The sequence below is a fragment of the Myxococcus eversor genome, assembly GCF_010894455.1.
GTDB classification, from domain to species: domain Bacteria; phylum Myxococcota; class Myxococcia; order Myxococcales; family Myxococcaceae; genus Myxococcus; species Myxococcus eversor.
Genome location: NZ_JAAIXY010000005.1, coordinates 60,131 through 86,935, shown reverse-complemented (window position 1 = coordinate 86,935; position 26,805 = coordinate 60,131). Strand labels below are relative to the sequence as shown.

The 26,805-nt window shown below is 70.0% G+C and carries 24 protein-coding genes; 4 read left to right on the top strand and 20 right to left on the bottom strand.

Annotation, left to right across the window (positions count from 1 at the left end):
* The first annotated feature begins 56 nt into the window (after window positions 1-56).
* Genes nadB through G4D83_RS11855 form a run of 3 tightly spaced genes read left to right on the top strand, consistent with a single transcriptional unit; the run spans window position 57 to window position 2,975 of the window.
* A complete protein-coding gene (gene nadB / locus G4D83_RS11865) occupies window positions 57-1,646 on the top strand; it encodes an L-aspartate oxidase (RefSeq protein ID WP_163864839.1) in 1,590 nt (529 codons plus the stop codon).
* A gap of 5 nt (window positions 1,647-1,651) precedes the next feature.
* A complete protein-coding gene (locus G4D83_RS11860) occupies window positions 1,652-2,377 on the top strand; it encodes a rhomboid family intramembrane serine protease (protein ID WP_205522617.1) in 726 nt (241 codons plus the stop codon).
* Between the two features lies 1 nt (window position 2,378).
* Window positions 2,379-2,975 carry an LOG family protein gene (locus tag G4D83_RS11855; protein WP_163864838.1) on the top strand — a complete coding sequence of 199 codons (597 nt, stop codon included), beginning with the start codon at window positions 2,379-2,381 and terminating at the stop codon, window positions 2,973-2,975.
* A gap of 18 nt (window positions 2,976-2,993) precedes the next feature.
* Here G4D83_RS11855 and G4D83_RS11850 read toward each other — a convergent pair whose 3' ends face one another.
* From G4D83_RS11850 to G4D83_RS11810, 9 genes are all read right to left on the bottom strand, one after another.
* Window positions 2,994-3,587: a hypothetical protein gene (locus G4D83_RS11850; RefSeq protein ID WP_217911978.1), complete on the bottom strand. Its 594-nt coding sequence runs from the start codon at window positions 3,585-3,587 to the stop codon at window positions 2,994-2,996.
* Window positions 3,588-3,619: 32 nt separating this feature from the next.
* Window positions 3,620-4,186, bottom strand: coding sequence for an orotate phosphoribosyltransferase (gene pyrE, locus G4D83_RS11845; RefSeq protein WP_163864836.1), 567 nt, complete (start codon window positions 4,184-4,186; stop codon window positions 3,620-3,622).
* Window positions 4,186-5,154 (bottom strand): ParB/RepB/Spo0J family partition protein, encoded by a 969-nt coding sequence (locus tag G4D83_RS46790; RefSeq protein ID WP_275902362.1) that lies wholly within the window; start codon window positions 5,152-5,154, stop codon window positions 4,186-4,188. Before G4D83_RS46790 ends, pyrE begins: the two co-directional genes overlap by 1 nt.
* A 274-nt stretch (window positions 5,155-5,428) precedes the next feature.
* Entirely contained in the window at window positions 5,429-6,127 is a 699-nt protein-coding gene (gene bacP, locus G4D83_RS11835) for a bactofilin BacP (RefSeq protein WP_163864834.1), read from the bottom strand.
* A gap of 3 nt (window positions 6,128-6,130) precedes the next feature.
* Complete coding sequence (locus G4D83_RS11830) at window positions 6,131-6,454, bottom strand: bactofilin family protein (protein ID WP_002636698.1); 324 nt, start codon at window positions 6,452-6,454, stop codon at window positions 6,131-6,133.
* A gap of 59 nt (window positions 6,455-6,513) precedes the next feature.
* Complete coding sequence (bacN, locus tag G4D83_RS11825) at window positions 6,514-6,855, bottom strand: bactofilin BacN (RefSeq protein WP_141648417.1); 342 nt, start codon at window positions 6,853-6,855, stop codon at window positions 6,514-6,516.
* Window positions 6,856-6,910: 55 nt separating this feature from the next.
* The gene (locus G4D83_RS11820) at window positions 6,911-7,750 is read right to left on the bottom strand and encodes an alpha/beta hydrolase (protein WP_163864833.1); all 840 of its coding nucleotides are present in this window, start codon (window positions 7,748-7,750) and stop codon (window positions 6,911-6,913) included.
* Between the two features lie 12 nt (window positions 7,751-7,762).
* On the bottom strand, window positions 7,763-9,643 hold the full coding sequence (locus G4D83_RS11815; RefSeq protein ID WP_163864832.1) for a tetratricopeptide repeat protein: 1,881 nt from the start codon (window positions 9,641-9,643) through the stop codon (window positions 7,763-7,765).
* A 43-nt stretch (window positions 9,644-9,686) separates the two neighbouring features.
* On the bottom strand, window positions 9,687-12,182 hold the full coding sequence (locus G4D83_RS11810; RefSeq protein WP_163864831.1) for an ATP-binding protein: 2,496 nt from the start codon (window positions 12,180-12,182) through the stop codon (window positions 9,687-9,689).
* A 543-nt stretch (window positions 12,183-12,725) separates the two neighbouring features.
* On the opposite strand from G4D83_RS11810, the gene G4D83_RS11805 reads away from it, so the two are divergent.
* Window positions 12,726-14,336: a hypothetical protein gene (locus tag G4D83_RS11805; protein WP_163864830.1), complete on the top strand. Its 1,611-nt coding sequence runs from the start codon at window positions 12,726-12,728 to the stop codon at window positions 14,334-14,336.
* 27 nt (window positions 14,337-14,363) lie between these two features.
* Here the strand turns inward: G4D83_RS11805 and G4D83_RS11800 are convergent, their stop codons facing one another.
* The 11 genes from G4D83_RS11800 to cpaB all read right to left on the bottom strand — a co-directional run bounded on the left by G4D83_RS11800 (window position 14,364) and on the right by cpaB (window position 26,629).
* A complete protein-coding gene (locus G4D83_RS11800; protein ID WP_163864829.1) occupies window positions 14,364-15,104 on the bottom strand; it encodes a TlyA family RNA methyltransferase in 741 nt (246 codons plus the stop codon).
* The gene (locus G4D83_RS11795) at window positions 15,101-16,852 is read right to left on the bottom strand and encodes a 1-deoxy-D-xylulose-5-phosphate synthase (RefSeq protein ID WP_163864828.1); all 1,752 of its coding nucleotides are present in this window, start codon (window positions 16,850-16,852) and stop codon (window positions 15,101-15,103) included. Before G4D83_RS11795 ends, G4D83_RS11800 begins: the two co-directional genes overlap by 4 nt.
* Window positions 16,852-17,745 (bottom strand): polyprenyl synthetase family protein, encoded by an 894-nt coding sequence (locus G4D83_RS11790; protein ID WP_163864827.1) that lies wholly within the window; start codon window positions 17,743-17,745, stop codon window positions 16,852-16,854. The genes G4D83_RS11795 and G4D83_RS11790 overlap by 1 nt, the downstream gene beginning before the upstream one ends.
* Before the next feature lie 29 nt (window positions 17,746-17,774).
* Window positions 17,775-18,155, bottom strand: coding sequence for a response regulator (locus G4D83_RS11785; protein ID WP_163864826.1), 381 nt, complete (start codon window positions 18,153-18,155; stop codon window positions 17,775-17,777).
* A 24-nt stretch (window positions 18,156-18,179) separates the two neighbouring features.
* Complete coding sequence (gene xseB, locus G4D83_RS11780) at window positions 18,180-18,524, bottom strand: exodeoxyribonuclease VII small subunit (RefSeq protein WP_163864825.1); 345 nt, start codon at window positions 18,522-18,524, stop codon at window positions 18,180-18,182.
* 48 nt (window positions 18,525-18,572) lie between these two features.
* On the bottom strand, window positions 18,573-20,300 hold the full coding sequence (gene xseA, locus G4D83_RS11775) for an exodeoxyribonuclease VII large subunit (protein ID WP_163864824.1): 1,728 nt from the start codon (window positions 20,298-20,300) through the stop codon (window positions 18,573-18,575).
* Window positions 20,297-22,036 carry an FHA domain-containing protein gene (locus tag G4D83_RS11770; RefSeq protein ID WP_163864823.1) on the bottom strand — a complete coding sequence of 580 codons (1,740 nt, stop codon included), beginning with the start codon at window positions 22,034-22,036 and terminating at the stop codon, window positions 20,297-20,299. Before G4D83_RS11770 ends, xseA begins: the two co-directional genes overlap by 4 nt.
* A 36-nt stretch (window positions 22,037-22,072) precedes the next feature.
* On the bottom strand, window positions 22,073-23,953 hold the full coding sequence (locus G4D83_RS46010) for an FHA domain-containing protein (RefSeq protein WP_240356285.1): 1,881 nt from the start codon (window positions 23,951-23,953) through the stop codon (window positions 22,073-22,075).
* An 80-nt stretch (window positions 23,954-24,033) separates the two neighbouring features.
* Window positions 24,034-24,918 (bottom strand): type II secretion system F family protein, encoded by an 885-nt coding sequence (locus tag G4D83_RS11760; protein WP_163864822.1) that lies wholly within the window; start codon window positions 24,916-24,918, stop codon window positions 24,034-24,036.
* Window positions 24,919-24,928: 10 nt separating this feature from the next.
* Window positions 24,929-25,774 (bottom strand): type II secretion system F family protein, encoded by an 846-nt coding sequence (locus G4D83_RS11755; protein WP_163864821.1) that lies wholly within the window; start codon window positions 25,772-25,774, stop codon window positions 24,929-24,931.
* Window positions 25,775-25,813: 39 nt separating this feature from the next.
* A complete protein-coding gene (gene cpaB / locus G4D83_RS11750; protein WP_163864820.1) occupies window positions 25,814-26,629 on the bottom strand; it encodes a Flp pilus assembly protein CpaB in 816 nt (271 codons plus the stop codon).
* Window positions 26,630-26,805: the final 176 nt, after the last annotated feature.

Genomic DNA, 26,805 nt, shown 5'->3' with positions numbered 1-26,805 from the left:
AAGTCCTCAAGAAAACGCCTTGTTTCCGGCACTTACAGTCGTTAAGGCTGTCCGCCATGCCCCATCGGTTCGACTTTCTCGTCCTGGGAGGAGGCGTCGCGGGCCTCTCGTTCGCCCTCCAGGCGGCCAGGCACGGCACCGTGGCCGTGCTGACCAAGCGTGAGCGCGGAGAGAGCAACACGGCCTATGCCCAGGGGGGCATCGCCAGTGTGCTCGCGCCCACTGACAGCTTCGACGCCCACATCGAGGACACCCTCGTGGCCGGCGCGGGCCTGTGCCACCGGGACGCGGTGGAGGTGACGGTGAGGGAGGGGCCGGAGCGCGTCCAGGAGCTGGTGACGCTCGGCGCGGAGTTCAACCGGCAGACCTCCGGCGAGTTTGATTTGACGCGCGAGGGAGGCCACTCCGCGCGCCGCATCATCCACTCGGGCGACATCACCGGACGCGAGGTGCAGCGCGCCCTCCTGGCCCGGTGCGACGCGACGCCCAACATCACCTTCTTCCCCAACACGGCCGCCATCGACCTCATCCTGGACCGGCGTCAGCCCCGGCCCGGCACCACCCGGTGCGTGGGGGCGTACGCGCTGCTGGAGGATGGGAGCATCGAGCGCTTCCTGGCGAAGGTGACGGTGCTGGCCACCGGCGGCGCGGGCAAGGTGTACCTGTACACGTCCAACCCGGATGTGGCGACGGGTGACGGCGTGGCCATGGCGTACCGCGCGGGCGCGCAGGTGGCGAACATGGAGTTCTACCAGTTCCACCCCACCTGCCTGTACCACCCGGAGGCCAAGAGCTTCCTCATCAGCGAGGCGCTGCGCGGCGAGGGCGGCAAGCTCAAGCTCAAGGGCGGGCAGACCTTCATGGAGCGCTACCACCCGCTGGGCGCGCTCGCGCCGCGCGACGTGGTGGCGCGCGCCATCGACGCGGAGATGAAGCGCACCGGCGACGAGTGCGTGTACCTGGACATGACGCACATGGGCCGGGCCTTCCTCACCGAGCGCTTCCCCAACATCTACGCCACCTGCAAGGCGTTCAACATCGACATGGCGGTGCAGCCCATCCCCGTCGTCCCCGCGGCCCACTACCAGTGCGGCGGCGTGGTGACGGACCTGTACGGGCGCACGTCCGTGCCGGGCCTGTACGCCATCGGCGAGGTGTCCTGCACGGGCCTGCACGGCGCCAACCGGCTCGCGTCCAACTCGCTGCTGGAGGGACTGGTGTTCGGCCAGCGCGCCGTGCAAATCGCCCAGGAGGAGATGGCCTCCCTGTCCACGCCGGGCGAGGACCCACCGGCGTGGGACGCAGGCAGCGCGGTGGAGTCCGACGAGAGCGTCGTCGTCAGCCACAACTGGGACGAGATTCGCCGCCTCATGTGGAACTACGTCGGCATCGTCCGCACGGACAAGCGGCTGATGCGCGCGCGGCGCCGGCTGGAGCTCCTGCGCGAGGAGATTCGCGACTACTACTGGCGCTTCAAGGTGACTCGCGACGTCATCGAGCTGCGCAACATCGCCGACGTTGCGTTGCTCATCGTCGACTGCGCCAGCCGCCGCAAGGAGAGCCGCGGCCTGCACTTCACGCTCGACTATCCGCACCCCGACGACCACCACTGGTTGCGTGACACCACCCTCTCCCGGGAGCTGTGAGCGACATGTCCTCCGGACCGCGACACATCCTCGATGCCCCCGGCTCGGGCCCTGAACAGCGCGGAGGGGGCCACCCGTTCGGCACCCCGCCGCCGCCCCAGGCGCCCCAGCCCAAGCCCTGGGTCTGCTACGCCATCATCGGCATCTGCGTCGTGGTGTTCGGCCTGGAGGAGGCCGGCCAGCTCCCGTCGTTCGCCTCACGACAGCTTCCGGTGGGGGCGCTGTACGGCCCCGCGGTGCAGGGCGGGCAGTACTGGCGGCTGCTCGGCGCGGCCTTCGAGCACGGCGGCATCCTCCACCTCGTGTTCAACATGTCCGTGGTGGTGACGCTGGGCTTCACGCTGGAGCGGGGCATCGGCAGCGTGCGCTTCCTGGGGTTGTCGCTCGTCACCGCGCTGGGCGCGTCCACCTTCTCGCTGCTGTTCAACTTCGACACGCCCATGGTGGGCGCGTCGGGGATGATTCTGGGGTGGGCGGGCGCCATGCTGCCCATCGCCACGCGCCAGGGCCGCAGGGAGCTGGGCATCTGGCTGGTGCAGGTGGCCGTGCTCAGCCTGCTGCCCTTCGTGAGCTGGTCCGGACACCTGGGCGGCTTCCTCTTCGGCCTGCCCTGCGGCGTGGCGCTGCGGCAGGGCCGGCAGGTGTACGCGCTCGCGCTGCCCATCATCCTGTTCCTCACGGCGCTGGTGGCCCTCTACGCGGCCCACCCCGAGCGGCGCGGAGCCTTCTGACATGGGCGACGTGCGCAGCATCTGCGTCTTCTGCGGCTCGCGTCCGGGCGCTCGGCCCGAGTACACCGAGGCGGCGAAGGCCCTGGGCACCGAGCTGGGGCGGCGCGGACTGACGCTCGTCTACGGCGGGGCGAGCGTGGGACTCATGGGCACCATGGCCGCCGCCACCCTGGCCTCGGGCGGCAAGGTGGTGGGCGTGCTGCCGCACTTCATGGGCGCGCGGGAGATTGCCCACCTGGGCCTCACGGAGCTCGTCCGGGTGGACTCCATGCACGAGCGCAAGGCGTTGATGGCCGAGCGCTCGGACGCGTTCGTCGCCCTGCCCGGCGGCTTCGGCACGCTGGACGAGCTCTTCGAAATCATCACCTGGGCGCAACTGGGCCTGCACGAGAAGCCCATGGGACTGCTCGACACGCGCGGCTTCTTCCAGCCCCTCGTCACCCTGGCCCGACACATGGCCAACGAGGGCTTCGTCCCCGTGGAGCAGGCCCTGCCCTTCGCGGTGAGCGAGTCACCCTCGGAGCTGGTGGACCGGCTGCTGGCCGGCCCCACGCTCACGGTGACGGAGAAGTGGCTCAAGCGCCCCGAGCAGACGTAAGCCCGGGGCCGCGAGCGACTACTGCGCGGACACCTTCATCTCCGCCTGTCCCAACGACGAGGCGAGGCGGAACGTCACCTTCTCCGTGCCAGGGGGGATGACGGGCTGCCCGCTGGCCATCACCGTGGGGAACTGCACCTCATAGCCGACCCAGAAGACGCTGGTGTACGGGTAGTAGGCGCGCATCTCCAGGTCCGCGCGGCCCAGCCGGCGGATGCGCACCGGCGTCACCTCGCCCGCGGGCGTCACCAGCGCCATGCGCCAGATGCTCTTCTTGTAGTCGAAGTCGAGGTACCGGACGTCGTTGACGTGTACGCCCAGGAAGAACTCGTGCACCTGGGCGGCCTCGGCGCGCTCCTCGGCGAGCAGCGCCTCCACCTTGGGAGGCGGCAACACCTGGAAGGCCGCCTGGCGCCGCACCCGCGCCTCGCGGAACGGCAGCGACTGCAGCGTCACCCCTGAGAAGAGTCGGGTGTCGAAGCCGTCGTAGATTTCCTGCTGGCCCGAGTACTTGTCGAGCAAGGCCCGGTAGGCCGCTTCCGCGTTCTCGTCATGCAGCGTGGGAGCCTGCTCGCCAACGGCGGGAGGCATGGTGGAGCAGCCGGACAACATGCCCAGCAGCGCTCCCGTGGCGAGAAGCTTCTTCACGGAATGAAGTCCTTGCGGGTGAACAGCGTGGTGAGTCGGTGGCCCGCGGCCTCCACCGCCTCGCGTCCCCCCTCCAGTCGGTCCACCAGGGCGAACGCCCCGAGCACCGTCAGTCCCTCGGACTTCGCCCGCTCAATCGCCTTGAGCGTGGAGCCGCCCGTCGTCACGACATCCTCGACGATGGCCACCTTCGCGCCCGCGCCCAGCCCGCTCAGGCCCTCAATCCACTGGCCGGTGCCGTGGCCCTTGGGCTCCTTGCGGACGATGAACGCGGCCAGCGGATACCCGGACAGATAGCCGGTGAGGCTCACCGCGGACGCGAGCGGATCCGCGCCCAGCGTCAGCCCGCCCGCACCCACCGCCTCGGGCGCCTCGCGGCGGATGGCGTCCAGGAAGAGCCGGCCGATGAGGAAGTGTCCCTCGGCCAGGAGCGCGGTGCGCTTACAGTCGATGTAGAAGTCCGACTCCTTGCCGGACGAAAGCACCACCCGGCGGCGCTCGAAGGAGCGCTCGGTGAGCAGCTCCAGCAACCGGGCCCTGTCGCGGGCGAACACGTCGGACATCACTTCAACCCCTCCAGGTACGCCACCAGCTCGGAGGAGTACCGCAGTTGCATCAACAGCTCCGCTCGGCGCGATTCATCCAGCGAGGTGAACACGTCCGCCAGCAGCGAGAGTTCCTGGTTGATGGTCCCCAGCCGCTGCGACACGTCCGCCGCCAGCTCGTCGGCGTCGATCTCCTCTTCCACGCCCTCGGGTGCCAGCTCGTCATCGGTGGCGAGCGCCTTGGCGAGCATGTCGGCCACGGCCGCGCTCAACCGGCCCTGGGCCTCCAACTGGTCGCGCTTGGCCTCCAGCACCTCGGGGCCCACCGGCGTGGCGTGGATGGCCTCCGCCAGCGACATGAGGAGCGCGTCCTCGTCCGACAGGTCCGTGTGAACGCGCGCCTGCACCGCGTCCCGCTTGAGGAAGCGCAGCGCCGCCACGCGCCGGAAGCCGCACACCAGCTGGTAGCTCTCTCCTCCACCACGGGGCCGCACGTCCACCGGGAACAACTGCCCCAGCCGCGCGATATCCGTGGCCAGCCCGGACACGTCACCCTCGGGACGCAGCCGGTAGGCCGACTCGTCCTCGAGCCGCTCCAGCGGCATCAACACCGTCACCACGCGACCAGCGAGGCGCTCCTCCGGCGCGGCCAGCAGCTCCGGCCCAGACTCTTCGTCCTCGTCCTCGTCCTCGGACGCACCGGACTCCGACTCGGAGGAAGCACTCGAGTCAGCGGCGTCGGACCGGGTCTCGGCGGACAAGGCACCCGCCTCGGGGACCTCGGGACGCGCTCCCTCGGGAGACGCATCCGGCTCCGAAGCGGACTCCTGCCCGGAGCCCTCCTCGCGCCGCGACTCCTCGGGGACACCCGGCTCCGACGCGGACTTCACCTGCGACTCTTCCGACGCACCCACCGACGACTCCATGGCCCGCTCGGGCTCACCCGTGGCGGGTGCTCCTTCGGCGACGACTCCCTGAGACTCCACCGAGCCTCCTTCCGGGGACGTGCCGCCCGCATGCGTCGCGGTGACAGGGGATGACTCCCCTTCCCCACCTTCGGCATGCGTCGGCTCCCGCGGCGCGGAGTCCTGGGACCCTCCGTCACCCCGCGCCGAAACAGCCTCGGGCGTGGACGACGAGCCACCTTCCGGAGAACCCGGCATCCCTTCCTCTCCGTCAACCCTGTGCTCGGCGTCCATGGTGGAACCCCTGGTCTGCCCACTCTCGCGCCACCGACTCCGGCGGCGCGGGAAGCGAGCTCTAGCGGGTCTTCTTCTTCACCACGACCTTCTTCTTGGCGCCAGCACCCAACGCGAAGGGCGTTGGCGGCTCGGCAGAAGCAGGCTCCACGGGCGGGGCGACCGGACGCGGCTCTACCCGGGGGGGCGGAGGCGGCGGCAGCGGCTTGCTCGCGGGACGGGCGGGCATGGTGACGGTCGGCGCCGGCGCCGGACGCGTCGTCGCCACGGGGGCCGTGGGACGCGCGGGAGGAGGCGTGGTCGGACGCGCGGGGGGAGCGCTCGGGCGGGCGGGCGCGGTGGACGGACGCGTCACCGGAGCGGCCGGACGGGCCACCACGGGGCGCTGCGACGGCAGGCGGCCGGGCTCCACGTCACCCATGTCGACACGGCCGCGGAAGCTGGCGCCGTCCACGATGATGACGCGAGGGGCGTGGATGTCGCCCACCATGCGACCCTCACGGGTCAGCTCCACGCTCTCCGTGGCGTTGATGTTGCCCACCACCACGCCGCTGACGATGGCGTTGCGCACCGCCACGTTCGCCTTCACCACGCCCGACGGCTCGACGATGAGGGTACGGCTGAGCGTCAGCTCGCCCTCCACGCGGCCCCGGACGGTGAGGTCCTCATCGCCCGTCAACCGACCGCTGATGAGGATGGAAGGCCCCACCACGGTGTTGTTGACGTCGTTGCTACCGCTCAACTCCTTCGGGGTGGCCACGAATCAGCGCTCCTTCATGTCCATGTCGACGTTGCCCTTGAAGGAGGCACCATCGGCGATGAGGATGCGGGGCGCCTTGATGTCGCCCACCACGCGGCAGTCCGTCTTCAGCTCGACCTTGTCGCTGGCGACGATGTTGCCCGTCACCCGGCCGGCGATCTCCACGTTCTGCGTCTCGATGTCCGCCTCGACGACGCCACTTCCCTCGACGTAGAGGCTTTCCTTGAGGGAGATCTTCCCCTTCACGGTGCCCTGGATGACCAGGTCCTCGTCGCCGGAAATCTCTCCGTCGATGACGATGCTCGAACCAATGACCGTATTCGCCATGAGTGTTGTCCGCCCTCTAGAAAGGTGTGTGCCGCGCCGTCAGCGCCGCGGCGTGAGCTTCAGATGTCGTCTGGCAGCCGGACGTCCATCTCGATGGAGCCGTTGAACACGGCGCCATCCTCGATGACGATGCGAGGCGCCTTGATGTCGCCGGCCACCTTGGCCGAAGCGTTGATGGCCACTCGAGTCGAGGCGTCGATGTTGCCGCTCGCCTCGCCGTTGATGGTCAACTCCTCGGCGCGGATGTCCGCCTGCACCTTGCCGGTGCTCTCGATGGTGAGGTGGTTCTTCAGGGCAATCTGCCCCTCCACCCGTCCTTCGATGACAAGGTCCCCTCCGCCCGTGAGGTTCCCCTTGATGACGATGCCCTTACCGATGATGCCCGTTTCACCCGTTGCCATGCGGTGACCTCACCCAGAGCCCGCTCCTTCCGAGGAGCCGAGCGCTTTGATTATGTCAGAGATGCGCGGAGATCCAGCCGGAGATATCCCGGAACACCTCGGCGCGCCCCACCTCGTTGAGCGGCTCGTGCCGCATGCCGGGGTACTCCTTGAACTTCTTGTCCGCCGAGCCCGCCGTCTCGAAGAACTCCCGCGCCGCCGCCGGCGCCGCCACCCCGTCGTCCGCTCCGCAGAGCACGAACAGCGGGACTTGAATCTTCGGCGCCAAGAGCATCGCCTCCGCCTGGGCCTGGGTGGATTCAATGAACCAGCGAGGCGTGGCGATGGTCAGGTAGAGCGGGTCCTCCCGGGTGGCGCGCTGCACCTCCGGGTCCGCGGTGAGCTGCTCGACCTTCAGTCCCGACGACAAGCCCAGCCAAGGCACCAGTGAACCCACCGCGCGTGCCGCCATCACCTTCACGGCGGGCGGAGTCAACGCCAGCTTGAAGTAGGGGCCTGACATCACCAGCCCGGACAGGCCCTCCACCTTGCGGCCACCGGCCCAGTGCGCCGCCATCAGCCCGCCGTGGCTGTGGCCGAGCGCGAAGGTCTTCTTGCCACCGGCGGCAGCGCGCACCCGCTCCCAGAAGACCTCCAGGTCGTCCACGTAGTACTGCCACTTCTCGCTGTACGCGCGCCGGCCCTCGGCGCGGCCGTGGCCCCGGTAGTCGAAGCCGTGCACCGCGAAGCCGTCCGCCAGCAGCGCGTCCGTCACGTACTGATAGCGGCCGAAGTGGTCGCCATAGCCGTGCACCACCGCGACATGCGCTCGCGGCTCCGCGTCCGGAAGGTGCGTCTTCCAGAACAGCCGCGTTCCATCCCGGCCAGTGAAATAGCCCTCGTCGTGGCGAGCCATAGGCCCAGCAACTTAGCGGCCCGCCGCACCCATGGATAGCGCCTTGAGCTTGCGCTCCAGCGCCTCCCGCTGCCCGGGGGGCTCGGCGGACTCGGGGTCCAACGACAACACCTCCAGCGCCCGGCGCCATGCACCCGCGGCATCCGCGCTCCGAGCCGCGCGCTGGTAGGCGTCCCCCAGGTGCTCGAGGATGACCGGCTCGTCCGGCGCCAGCGACGACGCGCGCTCCAGCGCCTCCACCGCGCGCGGGTAGTCCCCCCGCCGGAAGTAGACCCAGCCCAGGGAATCCAGGAAGGCGCCGTTGTCGGGACGCAGCTCCAGCGCGCGGAGCACCAGCCGCTCCGCCTCGTCCAAGTCCCGGCCCGTCTGCGCCAGCAGGTAGCCCAGGAAGTTGAGGGCGGCGGCATGGTCCGGTTCGACTTCCAGCACGGCCCGCATGCGCGCCTGCGCCCCGACCAGGTCCCCCTGGCGCTCGAAGGCGGCGCCCTGCACGTACAAGAGGGCCTGGTCCTTCGGCGCGCGCGTCACGGCCTCGCGAAGCAGGGCCAGGGCCTCCGCGCCCCGGTTCTGGCGCTGGAGCGTGCCGGCGAGCGCGTCATACAGCGCGGCGGAGGAGCCCCGCGCCAACCCCTCCTTCAGCACGGACTCGGCTCGCGCGGACGCCCCGCTGCGCTCCAGCGCGCGGGCGTACTGGGCACGGACCTCCAGGTCCGACGGAGCCTCCTGGAGCGCGGAGCGCAAGAGCGCGAGGGCCCGGGGGTGCTGCCCCGCGAGCGACAGGCACCGGGCGCGGCGCACGCGGGCATCGGCGAAGACGTCGGAGCTCTCGGGCACTCCCTCGAAGGCCTCCGCCGCTTCGGCGAAGCGCCGCAGCCGCTCGTGCACCAGGCCCGCGTAGTAGGCCAGCCGGGGCTCGTCGCCGCTGGCCGCGCGGGCGGACTCCAGCACCTCCACGGCGGCCGAGGGTTCGCGCTCGGCCAGGTAGCTGAAGGCCACCCGCACCGCCGTCTCGGGCTCGCCGGAGAGCGACAGGAGCCGGTCGAAGTAGGCCCGGGCCCGCACCACGGAGCCCGCCTTCAGCGCCGAGCGGCCCGCGGCCATCAACACCTCCTGGCTGTCCGGCTCGCGCTCCAGGGCCCGGGCCAGCGTCTCCTCCGCGCGCCCGGGCCGCCCCGTCTCTTCGTAGAGCTTCGCCAGCGTGCCCAGCACCTCCACGTCACCGGGGTCCCTCGAGGCGGCCTCCGTCAGCAGGCGCTCGGCCCGGTGCGTGTCACCGCGCTCGGCCAGGGCCAGCCCCAGACGTCGATAGCCCGAGGCCTCGCCCGGCAGCGCCCGCGCGAGGGACTCCACCACCTTCACCGCCTCGCCCGAGGCGCCGGACTCCATGTAGAGCTGCGCGAGGACGAGGTAGGCCTCTGGCTCGCGGGGCTTGAGGGCGATGGCCCGGCGCAGGTGCAGGCGCGCTCGGGTGAAGCGGCCCGACTCCAGCAGCACGCGGCCCAGCAGGACGTGGGCCGGGTAGTACGCGGAGGAGCGCTCCACCGCGCGGCGCAGCTCCTGCTCCGCCTTGTCCAAGTCCCCCAGCCGGGCGTACTCCTCCGCCAGCCGGGTGAGCAGCAGCGGGTGGCCGTCATCCGTGGCCAGGGCCAGCCGCAGCGCATCCACGGCGCCGCGATGGTCCCCCGCATGGTGCAGCAGCCGCGAGCGCAGGTACTGGGAGTAGCTCGCGGACGAGGAGAACGCCCCCTCGTCGGAAGCCGCCGCGTCGTCCATGGCCTCGCGCATCGCCTCGCGGTCCACGCGCGGGCGCTTGGACGGAGGGGCCGCCGCGAGGGCTCCGGGCCCCCACAGGGCGACAAGCAGCACGACGGCGAGGAGGCGAGAGGGGCTCACGCGAGACGAAGTCTAGCGCGGCCCCGGCCCGCGTGCAGGTGCCTCAGCTCGCCGCGGGGGGCGGCGCGCCCAGCTTCTCCAGCAGCTTCTCCACCGGGTCGCTGTCCTGGCTCACGTCCGCCACCGCCGAGCGGTACTCGGTGTCCGTCGCCTTCTCCACATCCGGCATCAGCCGGCCGATGACGTTGCGCGCCGCCTCCGCGTTGCACTCGGGCAGGACGACGACGAAGACGCCTCCGCCCAGGTGGGAGATGGCATCCGGATGACGCACCCGCTTGCGAATGACGTCCGCGATGTTGGCGGGCACCGGATCCACCGGACGGTCCGGCCGGAGCACCGCCAGGCTCAGGGCCCGGTGGTAGCGGCGGCTGCGCGCCAGCTCCTGCTCCAGCCGCATCAGCAGGCCACGCCGGTCATGCAGGCCCGTGGCCGGGTCGCTGCCCGTGCGACGCTGGAGCGACGAGCCTTCCTGGTTCTCACGCTCACCCTGACGCAGCTTGAGCGCGCGGTCCGTGCGGTTGAGCAGCTCCACCGCGTTGAACGGCTTGCTCATGTAGTCCACGGCGCCCAGGTTGAGCGCGCGGACCTTCTCCGCGACGCCCTGGTGCGCGGACAGCAGGATGACGGGGATGTGCGCCGTGTCGGACGACGACTTCAGCGCCATGGCCGCGTCCAGGCCGTCCAGCTTGGGCAGGAAGACGTCCATGACAATCAGGTCCGGCCGCTGGGCACGCGCCCGGGCCAGGCCCTCCGCGCCGTCGCGCGCCACCTCCACGCGGTACTTCGAGCGCAGCACCTCCGACAGCACGGCGGCGATCTCCGGCTCGTCCTCCACCACCAGGACGCGCGGCTGCTCGTGCACGTTGGTCGCCGCGACGGGCGGACGCGGATTGCGCGGCGCCTCCTGCGCGAGCGGCAGCGTGAAGACGAAGAGGCAGCCATGCTCCGGCGGGCTCTCCGCCCAGATCTCCCCGCCGTGCAGCTCCACGAACTCCTTGCAGATGGCGAGCCCCAGCCCCGTGCCCTTGCCACCGTGCCGGTAGCGGTCGAACACCAGGTGCAGCTCGTCCTGGGGGATGCCGACGCCGTCGTCCTGCACGCAGACCTTGGCCGCGTCACCGTCCGGACGACCCAGGCGGCGGGTGGACACCACGACTTCGCCCGCGTCCCGCGCATGGTGGATGGCGTTGGTGATGAGGTTCTGCAGCACCTCGTGCAGCTTCACCTCGTCGCCGATGAGCATCAGGCTGTCGGGGCAGTCCGCGCGCAACGACACGCCGCGCTCGGCGGCCAGAATCTCCAGCTCGTTGACGGCGTCGCGGCACAGCTGCGCCACGTCCAGCACGCGCGGTTCGATGGACAGCCGCGCCGCCTCGCCCTTGCCCTTCTCCAGCAGCGATTCGACGAGGCCGAGGATCTTCTTGCCCTGGCGAATCATCGCCTCGGCGGACTGCTTCTGCTGGGACTCCAGCGGTCCCTCCAGGAGGAGCCGGCCATGGCCCAGCAGCACCTGGAGCGGGGCTCGCAGGTCGTGGCTCACCACCGCGATGATCTCATCCTTGAGGCGGTTGAGTTCCTTGAGCCGGCGGTTGGCCTCGAGCAGCTCGTGGTAGCGCTCCACGTAGGCCATCTCCAGGTCTTCGCGCTTCTTCTTCACCGCGGTGTGGAGCCGCGCGTTGCGGATGGAGTTGGCCAGCACGCCGGCCACGGCCTGGGTGAACTCCTGCTCGTCGCGCCCGAAGGACGCGTCCATGCGCGAGACGCGTAAGAACAGCGCGCCCAACAGGTCGTCCTGACAGATGAGCGGCTGCACCAGGATGGACTTCACGCCCAGCGGCACGAGCGACGTGCGCACCTCCGCCATCAGTGGATCCCTCTGCGCCTCCTCGATGAGCACCGGCTCCCGCGTCTCCAGGGCGCGGCGCAGCTCCGGATAGCGCGCCACCTCGATGTCCAGTTGCACGAGGCTCGGGTCCTCCTGCGTCGCCACCACCCTGCCCGTGCGGGCATGGCTTCCCTCCACCAGCACCACCGAGCACCGGTCCGTCCCGGTGACACGCCCCACCTTGTCCACGGCGATGCGGAGGATCTCCTCCAGCTCCAGCGAGCTGGTGGCCGCCTGGGTGATCTCCAGCAGCATCCCCATGCGCAGGCGGACGCGCTCCTCCCTGTCCCTCAACCGGCCCGCCCGCAACGCGGCCTCCAGCCGGGGTACGACTTCATCCGCGCCGCGAATCCAGTCGTCCACCGCCAGGCGCTTGAAGGCCTCCGCGGACCGGCTGCGGCCCAGGTCCACCAGCACCGGCAACCGCTGGAGGCGCTCCACCCGACGCAGGGACTCCAGCAGCTCCGCCGCGCGCTTCGCCGTCACCGACAGCAGGACGACCTCCGGCTGCAGCGCGTCCGCCACCTCGGCCAGCCCGCTCTCCCGCTCGGTCGACGCGCAGTGGTAGCCGCTCGCGGTCAGCCGCTCCATCAAGGCGTCGCCGGACTCCTTCCCGGCCACCACCAGAACGCGTCCACGCTGATCCGCCTGCATCTCGACTCTCACAGTGAACCTCGCGCCGACGAATCCCGGACCGGGACTCGATGGGGAGGCTGCAAAAACCCGTTGAGTGCGTAAGGGTTCATGGTTCGGATCCCGATCATGCCGCTGATCACGTCCGTGGGCCAGAGCGGCGCACATCCGGAGACGGCGGTAACTGTGAGTGGTACCGCGGAGGCGTCATGCCCATCGTGGCTTTCCCGCAGGCACGGCGAAGGTGCTCCGGGCGGGCGCCGGGGGAAATGGGCGCGCAAAACAGCGCAGGCGGCAGAACCTTCCCAGGCCCACCGCGCACGAGCACCGGTCGCCCGGTCGGGCGCCGTCCATTCAAGCATCCTGCCGGCCGTCATCGCTTGCTCCCACCCGGTTCCGTGTTGCCCTGGCTTCGCGGATTTACCTGACCTCCGCGCACGGACACCCGGCCGCTATCACGTCACGAGCCCGTCAAGGGCGGCAATCGACGCGGACGGGGGTTCCGGGGGCGTTTCGGAGGGGGATGATGCCGGGAATGGTGCGAGCGAGATAGAGTGCGGCGCCATGCTCCACCCCTCCGTGACTCGGCGTGCATGGCGCACCGCCCTCGTACTCGTCTCCGGCCTGGCCACCGCTTGCGGCAATGACCCACCGCCGCCCACGCCGGATCCCCCCCAGGTCAACCTGACGGTCCCCGAGGGGAACCTCGCGGGGACGGCCCTCCCGCTCATCGTCAACGTGTCCGGCTGCGAGAAGGTCGCCACGCTGAACCTGTACGACCGGACCACCTTCCTGAAGGCGTTCCCGTACGCGAGCGGGGCCACCACGGTGGAGCTGGCGGCCGCCGATATCCCCTACGCCAACCCGCTGGTGGGAATCGCCGCCAGCCTGTCGCTCACCGCGGAGGTGGTGTGCGATGACGGGCGGAAGAACACGTCCCTGCCCCAGCCCGCCACGTTCTTCCCCGTGGCCCGGGCGGTGGATGATCCCCAGGGCCTCCAAGTCTATTCCACCCCGCTGGCCATCGACGGCACCGGCAGCCAGATGACGTTCCTGAGCTGCGCCAAGACGACCACGGGCGGCCTGGAGACGATGTACCGCCACAACTCGGCGGGTGGAGGGGCCACCGTGCTCCAGTCCCCCACCGTCTGCAATGCGTCCACGGTCATCACCCCGCGCAACCCGACCTCTCGCAAGCGGTGGGTCTGGACGCCGGGCTACGGCGCGTTCGCCCTCGCCGACGACTTCAAGGTTTCGTCGCGCACGCCCATCGACGTCGCGGTCAACGACTTGTCCGTGATGCCCAATGGTGACGCCATCATCCGCACCCGGACGGGCATCATCCAACGCGTCTCCCACGCCACCACGGACGGCCTGGGTATCGGCGTCACCCGGTGGGCCTACAAGCGGGACATCTCCGTCAACGACCCCATCGGCCAGCTCCTGGTGACGGGCACCGGCAAGGTGCTGGTCGCCAGCCATATCGCCTACAGCGGGAACCGCGCGGACGTCGTCGTCGAGGAGCTGGATGCCGAAACGAACGCGGCGAACGGGACGCGAATCTCGGAGGTCGTGGTCAAGGAGATCCTCAACGCCAACGCCGCCACACCGCTTCCGGTGGGCTCTTTCAGCCCGGATGGCAGCATCCTGTACCTGGGCTTCGCCCTGCCCGAGAACAAGTCGCAGGTCATCGCGTGCATCTCGAACCTGCCGGGCTGCAACGGCGGCGCATCGAGGTGGGCCACGGACGTGCTCACCGGCCAGGTGACGCAGATCTCCACCTACGCCAACGGCAACCGCGTCGCCGCCGCGACGACCCAGCGCGTGTGGCTGCTGGACAACGCCACGGGCGTCATCCGCAACCGGGAGAACCGCTCGGTGGACGCCAACGGCGCGCTCCACGTGAAGTACCTGCTGCCGGCGCCCGCCCCTTCGACGGACCTGTTCTTCCTCAACGGGCCCGAAGCCCAGGGACAGACGGTGACGCTGCCGGTGGAGCTGGTGGGCGTGGACCAGACAGCGGGCAGCGTGGCCGAGGGCCGGGAGCTGTTCCGCTACCAGGTGCCCGTCTCCATGGGCGCCGCCTTCGACGACACGAACCGGCTCTGGATGCGCACGGGGCTCAAGCTGCTCCAGCTCCAGCCGTCGTCGCAGTATCGCAGCGCCCGGCCGTAGCGGCCTTCGAACTCGCGCCGGGCGGACTCAGGGCCGCTCGGCGACGAGGAGCGCTTCGACGTTGCCAGCGGGCCCCGGCACGGGGGAGTCCATCAATCCGCGCACGGTGAGGCCCTGCTCGCGCACGAAGGCCGTCACGGTGTCGATGGCATCCTGGCGCGCGACGGCGTCCCGCACGACGCCCCCCTTGCCCACCCGGTCTGGCCCCACCTCGAACTGGGGCTTCACCAGCGCGGCCAGCAGCCCGCCCGGCTCCAGGAAGCGCAGCACGGAGGGCAGCACCTGGGTGAGCGAGATGAAGCTCACGTCGATGACGATGACGCCCACCTTCTCCGGCAGGTCCTCGTCCGTCAGGTAGCGCGCGTTGACGCGCTCACGCGAGCGCACCCGGTCATCCTTCCGGAGCTTCTCGTGGAGCTGGCCGTACCCCACGTCGATGGCGTGGACCCGCACCGCGCCATGCTGGAGCAGGCAGTCGGTGAAGCCTCCCGTGCTCGCGCCGATGTCGGCGGCCACCTTGCCTCGCACGTCGAGGTTGAAGTGGTCGATGGCCCCCTTCAGCTTCAGTCCCCCGCGAGAGACGTACGGCAGCACCTCGCCCTTGAGGCGCAGCTCGGCCTCCACGGGAATCAGGGAGCCGGGCTTGTCCACGCGCTGGTCATCCACCACCACCAGCCCGGCGAGGATGAGCGCCTGGGCCTTGGTGCGCGACTCGGCCAGTCCACGCTCCACCACCAGCACGTCCACCCGCTCCTTGCGAGGCTTCACGGTTCGCTCCTCCCCAGCAGCGCCAGCGCGGCCCGCCGGAGGCCCGCCGCGTCCAGCCCGAGCTCCGCGCGCTGCACCCGCGCGTCTCCATGGGGAACGAAGGCGTCCGGCATGCCCAGCACCCGCACCCGCGCGGCGACACCGCGCTCCGCGTAGAGCTCCAGCACCGCGCTGCCCAGGCCCCCTCGCGCCGTCCCCTCCTCCGCCACGACGACGGGGCCGTGGGAGGCGGCCTCCAGCAGCGCCACCTCGTCCAGTGGCGAGAGGCCCCGCGCGTCGAGCACGCTCCAACGAGGCTCGTGCCTCGCGGCCTCCAGCGCGGCCAGCCCCAGTGGACCCAGCGTCACCAACGTCAACTCCGGGCGCTCGGCGCGCACGAGCCACCGGGCTCCCCGCACCGGCGCGTCCTCCACCCGGACCTCGGGCGGCAGCGCGGGCAGCGTGCCCCGGGGGAAGCGGAGCACGGAGGGATGCGGCGCGTGAAGCGCGGTGGCGAGCATGGGGCCGAAGTCCTCCCCCACCACGGGCGCCCACAACGCGAGCCCCGGGAGCGGACGCAGCGACGCCACGTCATACGTTCCCTGGTGCGTGGCGCCATCCGCGCCCACCAGTCCCGCGCGGTCCACCGCGAAGACGACGGGCAGGCCCGGCAGACACACGTCGTGGATGATCTGGTCGTACGCGCGCTGCAGGAACGTGGAGTAGATGCAGCACACGGGACGCGCACCCGCGGCGGCGAGCCCCGCGCAGAAGGTGACGGCGTGCTGTTCGGCGATGCCCACGTCATGGACGCGGTCCGGGAAGCGCGCCTTGAGGGCATTGAGCGCGGAGCCCTCCAGCATCGCCGGCGTCACCGCCACGACGCGCGAGTCCCGCGCCATCGCCTCCTCGAGCGCCGAGGCGAGTGCCTCGCTGTACGTGCGGTGGCCGCCGCGCGAGCGCACCAGCTTGCCGTCGCGCCACTCGTACGGGCCCATCGCATGGCCGCGCGTCTGCGCGTCCGCCTCCGCGGGAGGGAAGCCCTTGCCCTTGAGAGTGAGCGCGTGGACCACCACCGGACGGGACGACGCGCGGGCCTCTCGAAGCGCATGCATCAGCGCGCCCAGGTCATGCCCTTCCACCGGTCCGAGGTAGGTGAAGCCCAGTCCCTGGAAGAAGTCGCGAGCGCCTCGGGTGCGCAACAGCGAGGGAATCGCGCCCACGTTGGCGCTGATGGACATCTGGTTGTCGTTGAGCACCACGACGAGCGGCAGGTGACTGCCTCCCGCGTTGTTGAGGCCCTCGAAAGTCAGACCTCCGGTGAGGCCTCCATCCCCGAGCACCGCCACCACGTGGCCCCGGTGGCCCATCATCCTGCGGCCCTCCAGCAGCCCCAGCGCCGCCGACACGGCCGTGCACGAGTGCCCCGCCAGCAGCGCGTCATGCGGACTCTCACGGGGGTCCAGGAAGGGCGCCACGCCGCCGGCCTGCCGCAGCGTGTGCATCTGCTCGCGCCGCCCGGTGAGCAGCTTGTGCGCGTACGTCTGGTGGCCCACGTCGAAGAGGAGGGCGTCGGTGGGCGAGTGGAAGACTCGGTGCAGCGCGACGATGAGCTCCACCGCGCCCAGGGAGGCGCCCAGGTGGCCGCCCACCCTCCCGCAGATGGAGATGATGTCCTCGCGGAGCTCCTCGCAGAGCCGTGGCAGCTCCGCTTCGGGAAGCGCCCGCATGTCTGTCGGTGAGGCGATGCGTTCCAGCAACCTCGGCATCAGGACTTCCGCTCCACCACATAGCGCGCGAGCGCCGCCAGCGGGCCATCCTCACCCTCGAGCGGGCGCACCGCCTCCACCGCCAGTGCCACCTGCTCCTCCGCCATGCGGCGAGAGGCCTCCAGCCCCACCACCGCGGGGAACGTGTGGCGTCCGGCCTCCGCGTCCGCGCCCGCCGGCTTGCCGAGCTGCTCCTGCGTGGCCGTCACATCCAGCACGTCGTCCGCTATCTGGAAGGCCAGCCCCACCGCTTCTCCGTAGAGCTGCGCGCGGACGAGCGCCTCCGCATCCCCGCCACCGGCCAGCGTGCCCATGCGACACGCCGCGCGGATGAGCGCCCCCGTCTTCATCCGGTGCAGCCGCACCAGGTAGTCCAGGACGGCGGGACGGTCCTCGGCGGTGTCCAGCACCTGACCGCCCACCATGCCCACGGCCCCCGAGGCCACCGCCAGCTCCCGGCACAGCGCGCCCCGCACGGGCTCCGGCCCGTCCGCGAGCATCGCGAAGGCCTCCGTCAGCAGCGCGTCGCCGGAGAGGATGGCCATCGCCTCGCCGTACACCTTGTGGTTGGTGGGCTTTCCGCGACGGAAGTCGTCGTCGTCCATGGCCGGCAGGTCGTCATGCACCAGCGAGTACGTGTGGACGTATTCGAGGGCACACGCCGCGTCACCGGACAGGGGCGATATCAGCGAGGCGCGCGCCACCGTGTCCGCGAAGGTGAGGCACAACACGGGCCGCAGGCGCTTGCCTCCCGCGAGCAGCGAGTAGCGCATGGCCTCCACCAGCCTCGGAGGCGCGCCAGAGGAAGCGAGCCGCTCCACGCGCTCGAGCAACAGCGATTCCACCCGCGCGTGCTGGGTGCGCAGGAACGTATCCAGGTCGAAGTGGGCCATGGGTCGGTGCTCCTTGCGCCGGTGAGATACTAGGGAGCGGGCGGAGGCACCAGCTCACGAATGCGCCGGACGAGCTTGTCCGTGTCCAGGGGCTTGACGAAATAGTCCGCGGCGCCGACCTCGCGACCGCGCCGCTTGTCCTCGGAGTCTCCCCGCCCGCTGATGAAGATGATGGGGATGTCCCGGAAGTGCTCGTTCTTCTTCACCGCCTTGCACAGCTCGAAGCCATCAATCCAGGACATGTTGACGTCCAGGAGGATGGCCTGGGGACGGTGGAGTTGCAGCGAGGCGATGAGCCGCAGGCCGTTGGCCGCGAGCGTCACCTCGAAACCCTCGTCCTCGAGGGCCGCGGCGAGCAGCTCCCGCGTGTCGCGGTCATCGTCGACGATGGTGATTTTCGGCTTCGACATGCCGGTGTGCGCGTCCCGCACGACCTAGAACGGGACGTCATCCTCGGGAGGAGGCCGGGGTGCGGGCGCCCGGGGAGCCGCCTGGGCGGCGGGACGAGCTGACACCGACAGCGGTGCCACCACGTCGTTGCCGTCCTCATCCTGGAGCAGTTGTTCGATGCGCTGCTCCGCTTCCGTCAGCAGCTTCTCACCCCGGCGTACCAGCCGGATGCCTTCCTCGAACGCCTTGAGCGAATCCTCCAGTGACAGATTGCCGCTCTCCAGCCGGCCCACCGTCTCCTCGAGCCGGGACACGACGTCCCCGTACTGGCCAGGAACCTCGCCCTCCGCCGCCTTGTCCGCCTTGGACGCCTTGTCCGCCTTCGCCACAGCCTTCCACCTCCCCGTTCGGGGCGCGGGACTCTAGAGGGTGGCCCGTTAGCAGTCCACCGGCCCTTTCACCAACGTGACAGTGGCTTCGACTTCTTCACATCCGCCCAGCGTCTTCGCCCCGTTCGCCGCGAGTTTGATGCCCAGGCGCTCTCCCACCTCGACGTCCGCCGCGGAACGCACCACCCCACCGTCGCGTTGACGGAACACCACCGAATAGCCGCGCGACATCACCTTCAGCGGGCTCATCGCGTCCAGTCGACCCTCCAGAGTCTGGAAACGCCGCTGCGCATCCGCCAGCGTCCCCTGCTGGAGCGCCCGCAGCCGCGCCTGGTGCGCCGCCAGGCGGGCATGCTCGCGGGAGACGAGCGCCGTCGGCGAGGCCCGCTCCAACCCGAGCCGCGCCGTCGCCAGCGTCGCCTGCCTTGTCGCCACCCCCGCGCGCGCCGCCTCCGACAGTCGCCGGGCCAGCTTCAGCAGATGCGCGCGCTGCTCACCCAACCGGGCCTGGGGACGCGCCCGCTGCAGGCGCTCCGTCAAGGCCCGCAGCGACTCGCGTTGCTCGCGCACGGCGGGCCGCAGCACGCGCATCATCGCCTCCACCTGCTCGGACAGGTGCAGTCGCTGGCGGTTGAGCGCCCGCCTCGGGTCATCCAGACGGGAGGCGAGCTGTCCCTGGCGCTCGCGAAGCTCCAGCACCCGGCGCTCCATGGCCCGCCGCAGCCGCCCCGCCTGCGTCGCGAGCGACAGCTCCAGGTCCGCGAGCACGGGGGCCAGCCGCTCCGCCGCCGCGCTGGGGGTGGCCGCCCGCCAGTCCGCCACGAAGTCGGCGATGGTGAAGTCAATCTCGTGGCCGATGGCCGACACCACCGGCACGGGCGAGGCGAAGATGGCGCGCGCCACCTCCTCCTCGTTGAACGTCCACAGGTCCTCCACCGAGCCACCGCCGCGCGTCACCACGATGACGTCCACGTCGGCGCGCGCAAGCCGCGCAATCGCCCGGGCGACCTCCGGCGCGGAGCCCTCGCCCTGCACGCGCGCGTCCGCCAGCAGCACGCTCAACCGGGGGTTGCGCGAGTGCAGCACGCGCAGGAAGTCCTGGAGCGCCGCGCCCGTGCGGCTCGTCACCACGCCGATGCGCTGGGGCAGGAAGGGCAACGGCCGCGGAGGCCGCACGCGGCGGTCACCGATGAGCCCCTCGGCCGCCAGACGCGCCTTGAGCTGCTCGAAGGCGAGCGCCAGCGCGCCCTCCCCCACCGGCTCCAACCGCGTGACGATGAGGCTGTAGCGCCCCTGCGGCTCGTACAGGTCGACACTGCCCTCGGCCACCACCTCCATGCCGTCGCGCAGCGCGAAGCGCATCCGCCCCGCGAGCGACGCCCACACCTTGGCGTCGATGGACGCGACGGAGTCCTTCAGCGAGAAGTACCAGTGCCCTCGCGCGTTGGCGCCGCGAAAGCCCGTCACCTCACCGCGCACCAGCACGCGCGCGAAACGCGACTCCAGCGTCTGCTTGAGCTGACGCGTCAGCTCCGCCACGGAGAGCACCGAGCGCTCGGGCTTGGGCGGCGCGGCGGGGGCGCCATCCAGCGGCCCCAGCAGCCCCGTGCCGTCAGCGTCCACCGGAGGCGACTTCCTCGGCATCGCCACCACGCGCGGCGCCGACGGAGGCACCGCCGAGGACGCGGATGCGGAAGAGGAACCGAACAGGTCCCCCTGGAAACCCAACGTGACGGGCGGCGGTGACTCGCCGCCCGCGCCCTTGCGCTTCTTCATCGCGAGAGCTTCTCGACCCAGGACTTCGCCTTGTCGTGGTACTCGTCATCCGGCGGCGTCATGGCCACCACGTCCTTGAACTTGGGCAGCGCGTCCTCCGGGCTGCCGTCCTTCAGGGAGTAGGCCAGGAGGTAGAGCTCCCGCCCCTTCGTCTTCAGCTCGCTGATGATGTTCGCCGCGCCCGCATGACTCGGGTCGGCCTGGAGCGTGCGCCGCGCGAACTCCATGGCGCGAGCCCACTGCCCCGCGGCCTTCGCCGAGCTGGCGCTCTTGTAGAAGATGGTCGCCGCGCGGGTGCCCGCGTTGCGCGCCATCTTGCTGGTGCGCCCGTCGGTGATGTCCTTGTCCAGCGCCAGCAGCTTCTGGAGCCCCTTCGCGTCCAGGTCCTCCAGGCGCTTGTAGAGCGTGCTGAACTCCGACATCTGCGCGAGCAGCTTCTTGCACTGCGGATTCTTCGACATGCACGCGTTGAGGATGGCCACGGCGCCGGACATGTCTCCGTCGCGGAAGCGCTCCACCGCGGGCTCCCAGGGCTTGGGCGCCGGGCCCGTCGGAATCACGCGGGGCGTGTCGCGAATGGTGATGGCCTGCACGGCCTGCTCGTTGATGAGCTTGGCGTCGCGGTGCTCCGGGAAGGCCTTGATGACGTCGTCGGTGATGGCCTTCGCGGAGTCGATCTGCCCGGTGTCCATCGCCGTGCGCGCCTCGCGGGTGCGCTTGTCGGCCAGCTCCGACAGCTCCCGCTTCGCCGCGTTCACCTGCTCGTAGAGGAACTGGCTCTCACCCGCCTTGGCCAGCGAGGCGGAGGCCTTGCCCAGCTCGTTCTTCGCCAGCGCGGCGCGTGCATCCGTGAGGCGCCCCTGCACGGGAATCTCACGCTCGGCGTGCTGGAGATAGTCCTTCACTCCGGGGTAGTCGGGCGCCGAGGCGGACAGCTCCTCGAGCTTCGCCTTGGCCTCCACCCACTTGCCCTCGCGCACCAGGTTCTTCGCGTCCTGGAAGATGGTGCTCAGCTCCTTGCGGACGGATTCCGCCTGGCCCTTCCGGGCGAGCAGCGCCTCCTGCTCCTTCACCACGCGCATGCGCGCGATGCCCAGGCCGGCGAAGAGCACCACCACCACGCCGCCCGCGAGCAGCTTCAGCCGCATCTTCTTGCGCTGGACCTCGGGGTCCGGCGGCGCCATGGCGGAGGAACGCGCGCTGCGCACGCGGCCACCCTCCACGCGAGGCGGCGGACGGGCCGGCGACGAGCCACGGCTGGTGGACGCGGAGGACGCGCTTGCCGTACGTCCTCGCGACGGAGTGGCCACCATCATCGTGGAGTTGACCACGTCCTCGAAGCGAAGCTCCGTGTCGCCCAGGGTGATGACGTCCCCGTTGGCCAGGGGCGTCTCCTCGCCAATGGCCTCGCCATTGACGAGCGTTCCGTTGCCGGAGCCCAGGTCGCTCACCATCCACGCCGCACCCGCCTTGCGCACCATGACGTGCTTGCGCGACACGGACGTGTCGGGGATGCAGATGGGGTTGTCCGCGGCGCGGCCAATGACGTACTCGCCGTCCTCCAGCGAGAACTCTTCACCTGACTTGGGCCCCGCGACGCAGATGAGTCGGGGGGAGGCCGATGCGGGGGCAGCGGAGACGGGAGACGTCCTGCGGGCAGCGGGGCGAGCTCCTGTCCCGCCCGAGGGCGTCCCGGAAGGAGGCCTGCGACGAGCAGGAGGGGAACCGTTAGACATGGCGAATCACCGACTTCCTGAAGAGAGAGCACCAGCTCAGAGCTCGTGCTCGAACGCCTTTTCCTGGGCCAGATTGTGGCAGCGATGCTCGGTGGTAGGGAAGCGTCTGCTCACTTCTTGCAGCGCCGCCCGAGCCTTCCTCGCGCTCCGGAACTGCACACTCCGGTGGAATTCAAGCATGAGCTGGGCACATTGGTGGTCCAGCTCGGCGGAGACCTGGGAGAGCTGGTAGCGCACGTCCTGATACAGGTCCGGCTTCGGGTCCATGGCCTCCAGGGTCAGCCACGCGAAGCGGAACTGCTGCCAGGCCCGGAAGAGGTTCTCCGCCCCCACCCCCCTGGTGTCGAAGAACCGCCTGCCCGTGGAGGCATAATCCCGAGCCTGCGCGAGCAGTTGCTCTGGGGGCAGCTCCGGCACGGGGATGACCTCCAGCCGCAGGTTCCAGACCCGCCAGGTCTCGTTCCCGGGGGGGTTGCGCACATTGTCGAAGACGAAGCTGTTCAGCTCCCCGCGCTTGAGCGTCCTGGCGGGGAGGATGTGCTCCAGTTCGCGCTCGGCGGTGGCGGTGGTATCCGGGGGGACCCAGCCGAGATTCACGCCATTGAGGGACAGGGACACCTCCTCCTTGGAGATGCCGCTGGCCTGGTAGTGCAGCAGGGCCACCGCGCGGGTGGGAGCGACGAACTGGAAGTCGAAGGACTTCTGGTCGGTGTGCTCCCAGCGCACGCCCTCTCCCAGACCGAACGAGTCGGGCACGTTCTCGACGCCCAGGGTCAGCGGCTCCACCCCCTGCCCGCCCGAGGCCACGCCGCCTGGCAGGAACACGAAGGCCAGCGCGCTGCCCGCCAACCCCAGGATGAAGAGCGTCACGGTGCTCGTCAGGAGCTTGCGGGCCAGCGGCAATCCGCGCCACCACAGCCAGAGCTGTCCGGCGCGCGTGCCCGCGAGCTCCCGACGCTTGCGCGCCCGGTCCGCCGCGGTGGGTCCCGTGGGAGCGGGAGCGGAGGTGACTTTCGTCGTCTCCGATACGAGCGCTGGCGGCGGGGAGGCCGGCGCGAGCGCCAGGGGGGCTGGCACCGGCGCCTCGGTCCCCGGGGCTCGGGTCCGAATCGGCCGGGTGGCGTCAGCGTCGACGGTGGACTCTTCCAGCAGGAGCCCGAGGTCGGCGAGCGTGGGCAGCGCCAGCTCCGTGCGTTCCTCCCGCTCCTCGGCGAACGGCTCGATGAGCCCCGGAGGCATCGCGGTGGCGACAGGAGGCACCCGGATGGACAGGGCCACCTCGGTGCGCTCCTCCTCGGCGGGCTCCATCACCGGCGGGCCTGGAAGCATCGCGAGGCGATCGGCCGTGAGGGCCACCTCGGTGCGCTCCTCCACCAGGGGCTCCAGGACCGGAAGGCTCGGCGCCACGGGCGCGACGAGCGGGCGCTTTCCGCTCGGCGGGGCCAGCGCGGGGAAGTCGTCAGCCAGCACCGGCACCGGGCGTGGCGCCACGGGCGCGACGAGCGGGCGCTTTCCGCTCGGTGGAGCCAGCGCGGGGAAGTCGTCGGCCAGCACTGGCACCAGACGCGGCGCCACGGGCGCGACGAGCGGCACCTCGCCCGTGGGGAGGTACTGTTGCTCCAGTCCACCCGGAGGCGGCGGGGCCTGTGGGTTGCGGCGGATGGGACGCGTGGCGTCCTCGTCCCCATCCGGGGGCACCCACAGGAAGGTGAACTCCACCGGGCCCACGGCGATGCGGTCCCCATCCCGCAGGAGCTGCTCGCCCTTCAGCACGCTCCCGTTGAGGGCCGTCCCGTTGGAGCTGCCCATGTCCTGCGTGAAGTACTGCCCGCCCCGCAGGATGATTCGGGCATGCAGACGGGAGACGCCATGGTCATGCAACACCAGGTCGTTCTCCGACGTCCGACCGATATTCACCTCGGCCTGCTCGAAGACGAGCTCCCTGCCCTGCTGGAGCCCCTTGGTGATGGAGAGGAGGATCGGCAGAGGACCATCCCCTACGCGAGCTCACCGAAGAAGAACTGGAACACGATGGGCCCGAAGAGCACCATGAACACCGTCGGGAAGATGCAGGCGATGAGCGGGAAGAGCATCTTCACCGGGGCCTCGCCGGCCAGCTTCTCCGCGCGCTGCGTGCGGTCGATGCGCATCTGCGTGGACTGGATGCGAAGCACCTTGCCCAAGCTCGTGCCCATCTTGTCCGCCTGGATGAGCGCGGTGACGAACGTCGTCAGCGGCGGCAGGTCCACGCGCACAATCATGCTCTTGAGGCCTTCTTCGCGCGTCTTGCCCATCTTGAGCTGCTTGAGCACCAGCTGCAGCTCCTCGCGAAGCGGGCCCGTCTTGCCCTTCTCCACCACCTTGGCCAGCGCGGCGGTGAAGTCCAGACCCGCCTCCACCGACAGCGTCAGGAGGTCCAGGTTGTACGGCAGCGCGCGGCTGATGAGCAGGTGGCGCTTCTTCACCTGGTCGTTCAGCCAGAGCATCGGGTAGTACATCCCGAAGAGCAGGAACAGGATGGACCAGACCAGGTTCTGTCCCGTGCCGTTGAGGATGAAGAGGCCCATCAGCAGGCCCACCACGGCGCTCACTTCCTGGAGCGCCATCATGTCCTCGGGCTTGTAGCCCTGGGGCTCACCGGCCTTGATGAGGTTGCGGCGCGACTTCGCCTCGTAGCCCGGCCAGATGAAGCGGCGGTTCATGGCACCCAGGCGGCGGATGGCCACCGAGCCGAAGCCCTTCATGCCGCCCTGGGACTCGTCGCGCACTTCCGACAGGAAGCGCTCGAAGAGCACCTGATACAGACCGAGTCCGAGGAAGCCGATGGCTCCCGCGAAGAGCAGCGCGGAGCTGCCGACCAACACTTGCGTCAGGATGTCCACGGAGCACCCCTCAAATATCGATGTTGACGATGCGGCGGATGATGAGGATGCCCAGCACTTCCATGATCGCGATGATCACCACGAGGATCCACCCGAAGAAGTGGTTCATCATGGGCTCCATCAGGTCCGGCCGCATGTAGTTGAGCACCATGCCCAGCACGCCGGGCATGGCCGCCACGATCCACCCCTGCAGCTTGCCCTGCGACGTGAGGGCGTCGATCTTGCCCTCCAGGCGGAAGCGCTCGCGAATCACGTTGGACATGGTCTCGAACATCTCCGCCATGTTGCCGCCCAGCTGGCGCGAGATGTTGGTGGACACCACCACCAGCTCCAGGTCGTCGCTGCCCACGCGCTTGCCCATGTTGACGAGCGCCTCTTCCAGCGGGACACCCAGCTTCACTTCCTTCACGAACAGGCCGAACTCCTGCGACAGCGGCGCCATCGCCTCGCGCGCCACGTGCTCGATGGCCTGCGGGAAGGTGAGACCGGCCTTGAACGCGTTGGCCATCGCCTGCAGCGCGTCCACCAACTGGACGTTGAACTTCTTGATGCGCCGCTTGCGGTAGTGCTTGACCATCAACATCGGCAGGAAGAAGCCGAACACCGTGGCCACGACGGCCAGGATGGGGTTGAAGATGATGTAGGACAGGATGCCCAGCAAGCACATGCACGCGATGTTGAGGACCAACATCTGGCGCGCATCGATGAAGAGGAACATGTCGCTCAAGTCGTTCATCGACTTGGCGACGTAGCGCTCCTGGTACTGCTCATACGCCTTCGAGAGGACGCTGAAGATCACCAGGCTGAAGAAGAAGACCGAGCCTGTGACGAGGAGGAGGACGATTCCGGCAAGCATGGGCGCGCTTCCCTGGGGGTGAGGGCGGCGTGGCGCCGACTACTGGGCGCCAGCGGCGGCGGCCTTCTCGCTGCCGCCCTTGATGATCTGGATGATCTCCCGGCGCTTGGCTTCCAGCACGCGGGTACGCTCACCGGACAGCAGGGTGCTGATGGTGGCGCGGCCGCGCTCCTCGATGAGGTCGACGTCGTCCTCGTTGCGCAAGCTGAGCGTCAGCGCGCCGAGCTCCGCGGCCAGCACGAGGATTTCCGCCTCTTCCGGCAGCACCATCAGCGACACGTTGTTGTAGTCGCGCTGGCCTTCCGGGATGAGGTTGACGTTGGTGGTACCGGTGATCTTTCCGGTCGCCACCACGATGATGTTCTGCAGCAGCGTCACGCCGACGTTCTCGTCCGTCTGCGGATCGCGGAACGTGCCGATGATGTCCACGTGGTCATTGGGGCGAATCCAGCCGCCGACGGCGGTGGTGTTCTTCGCCTCGATGGTCATCGCGCGCATCTTCTTCTGCACCTTCGAGGACAGGCGCTCGGCGGCCTTGGTCGTCTCGAACTGGCTCCACAGCAGCGGATCACCCGCCTGCAGGGCCACGAGCACCTTCTGGTTCACGACGTAGGACGCCGAGTCAGGACGAACCACCGACGAGGTGACGAACTGCTCCGGCACCGAGCGCTGGGAGATCATCTCGAAGGTGATGACGGTGCCTTCGGGGACGTCCTGGGCCGCGACCACCACGGGTACCAGGTTCCAGCCGCGGCGCACGTCGGCTTCCTTCTTCTTGATGGCGGAATACGCGATGACACCGGCCAGAAGGCCGAGTACGAGCGCGACGACGAGCGGGGTCTTGCCCTTCAGCATGGTTCAGGAACCTCCAAAACGGGGGGGCGCCGTTCGGCGGCGAAGGCGTTCGAGGGTGTAGAAATCTAGAAAGGCGCACCTTGCGCCGATGGCGCGGGATGTTAGCCGTGCGATACAGCAGGTGTCAAAACCACCTCCCGCGACAGCACCGAATCCCGCGCCATCCCTGTCGAAAT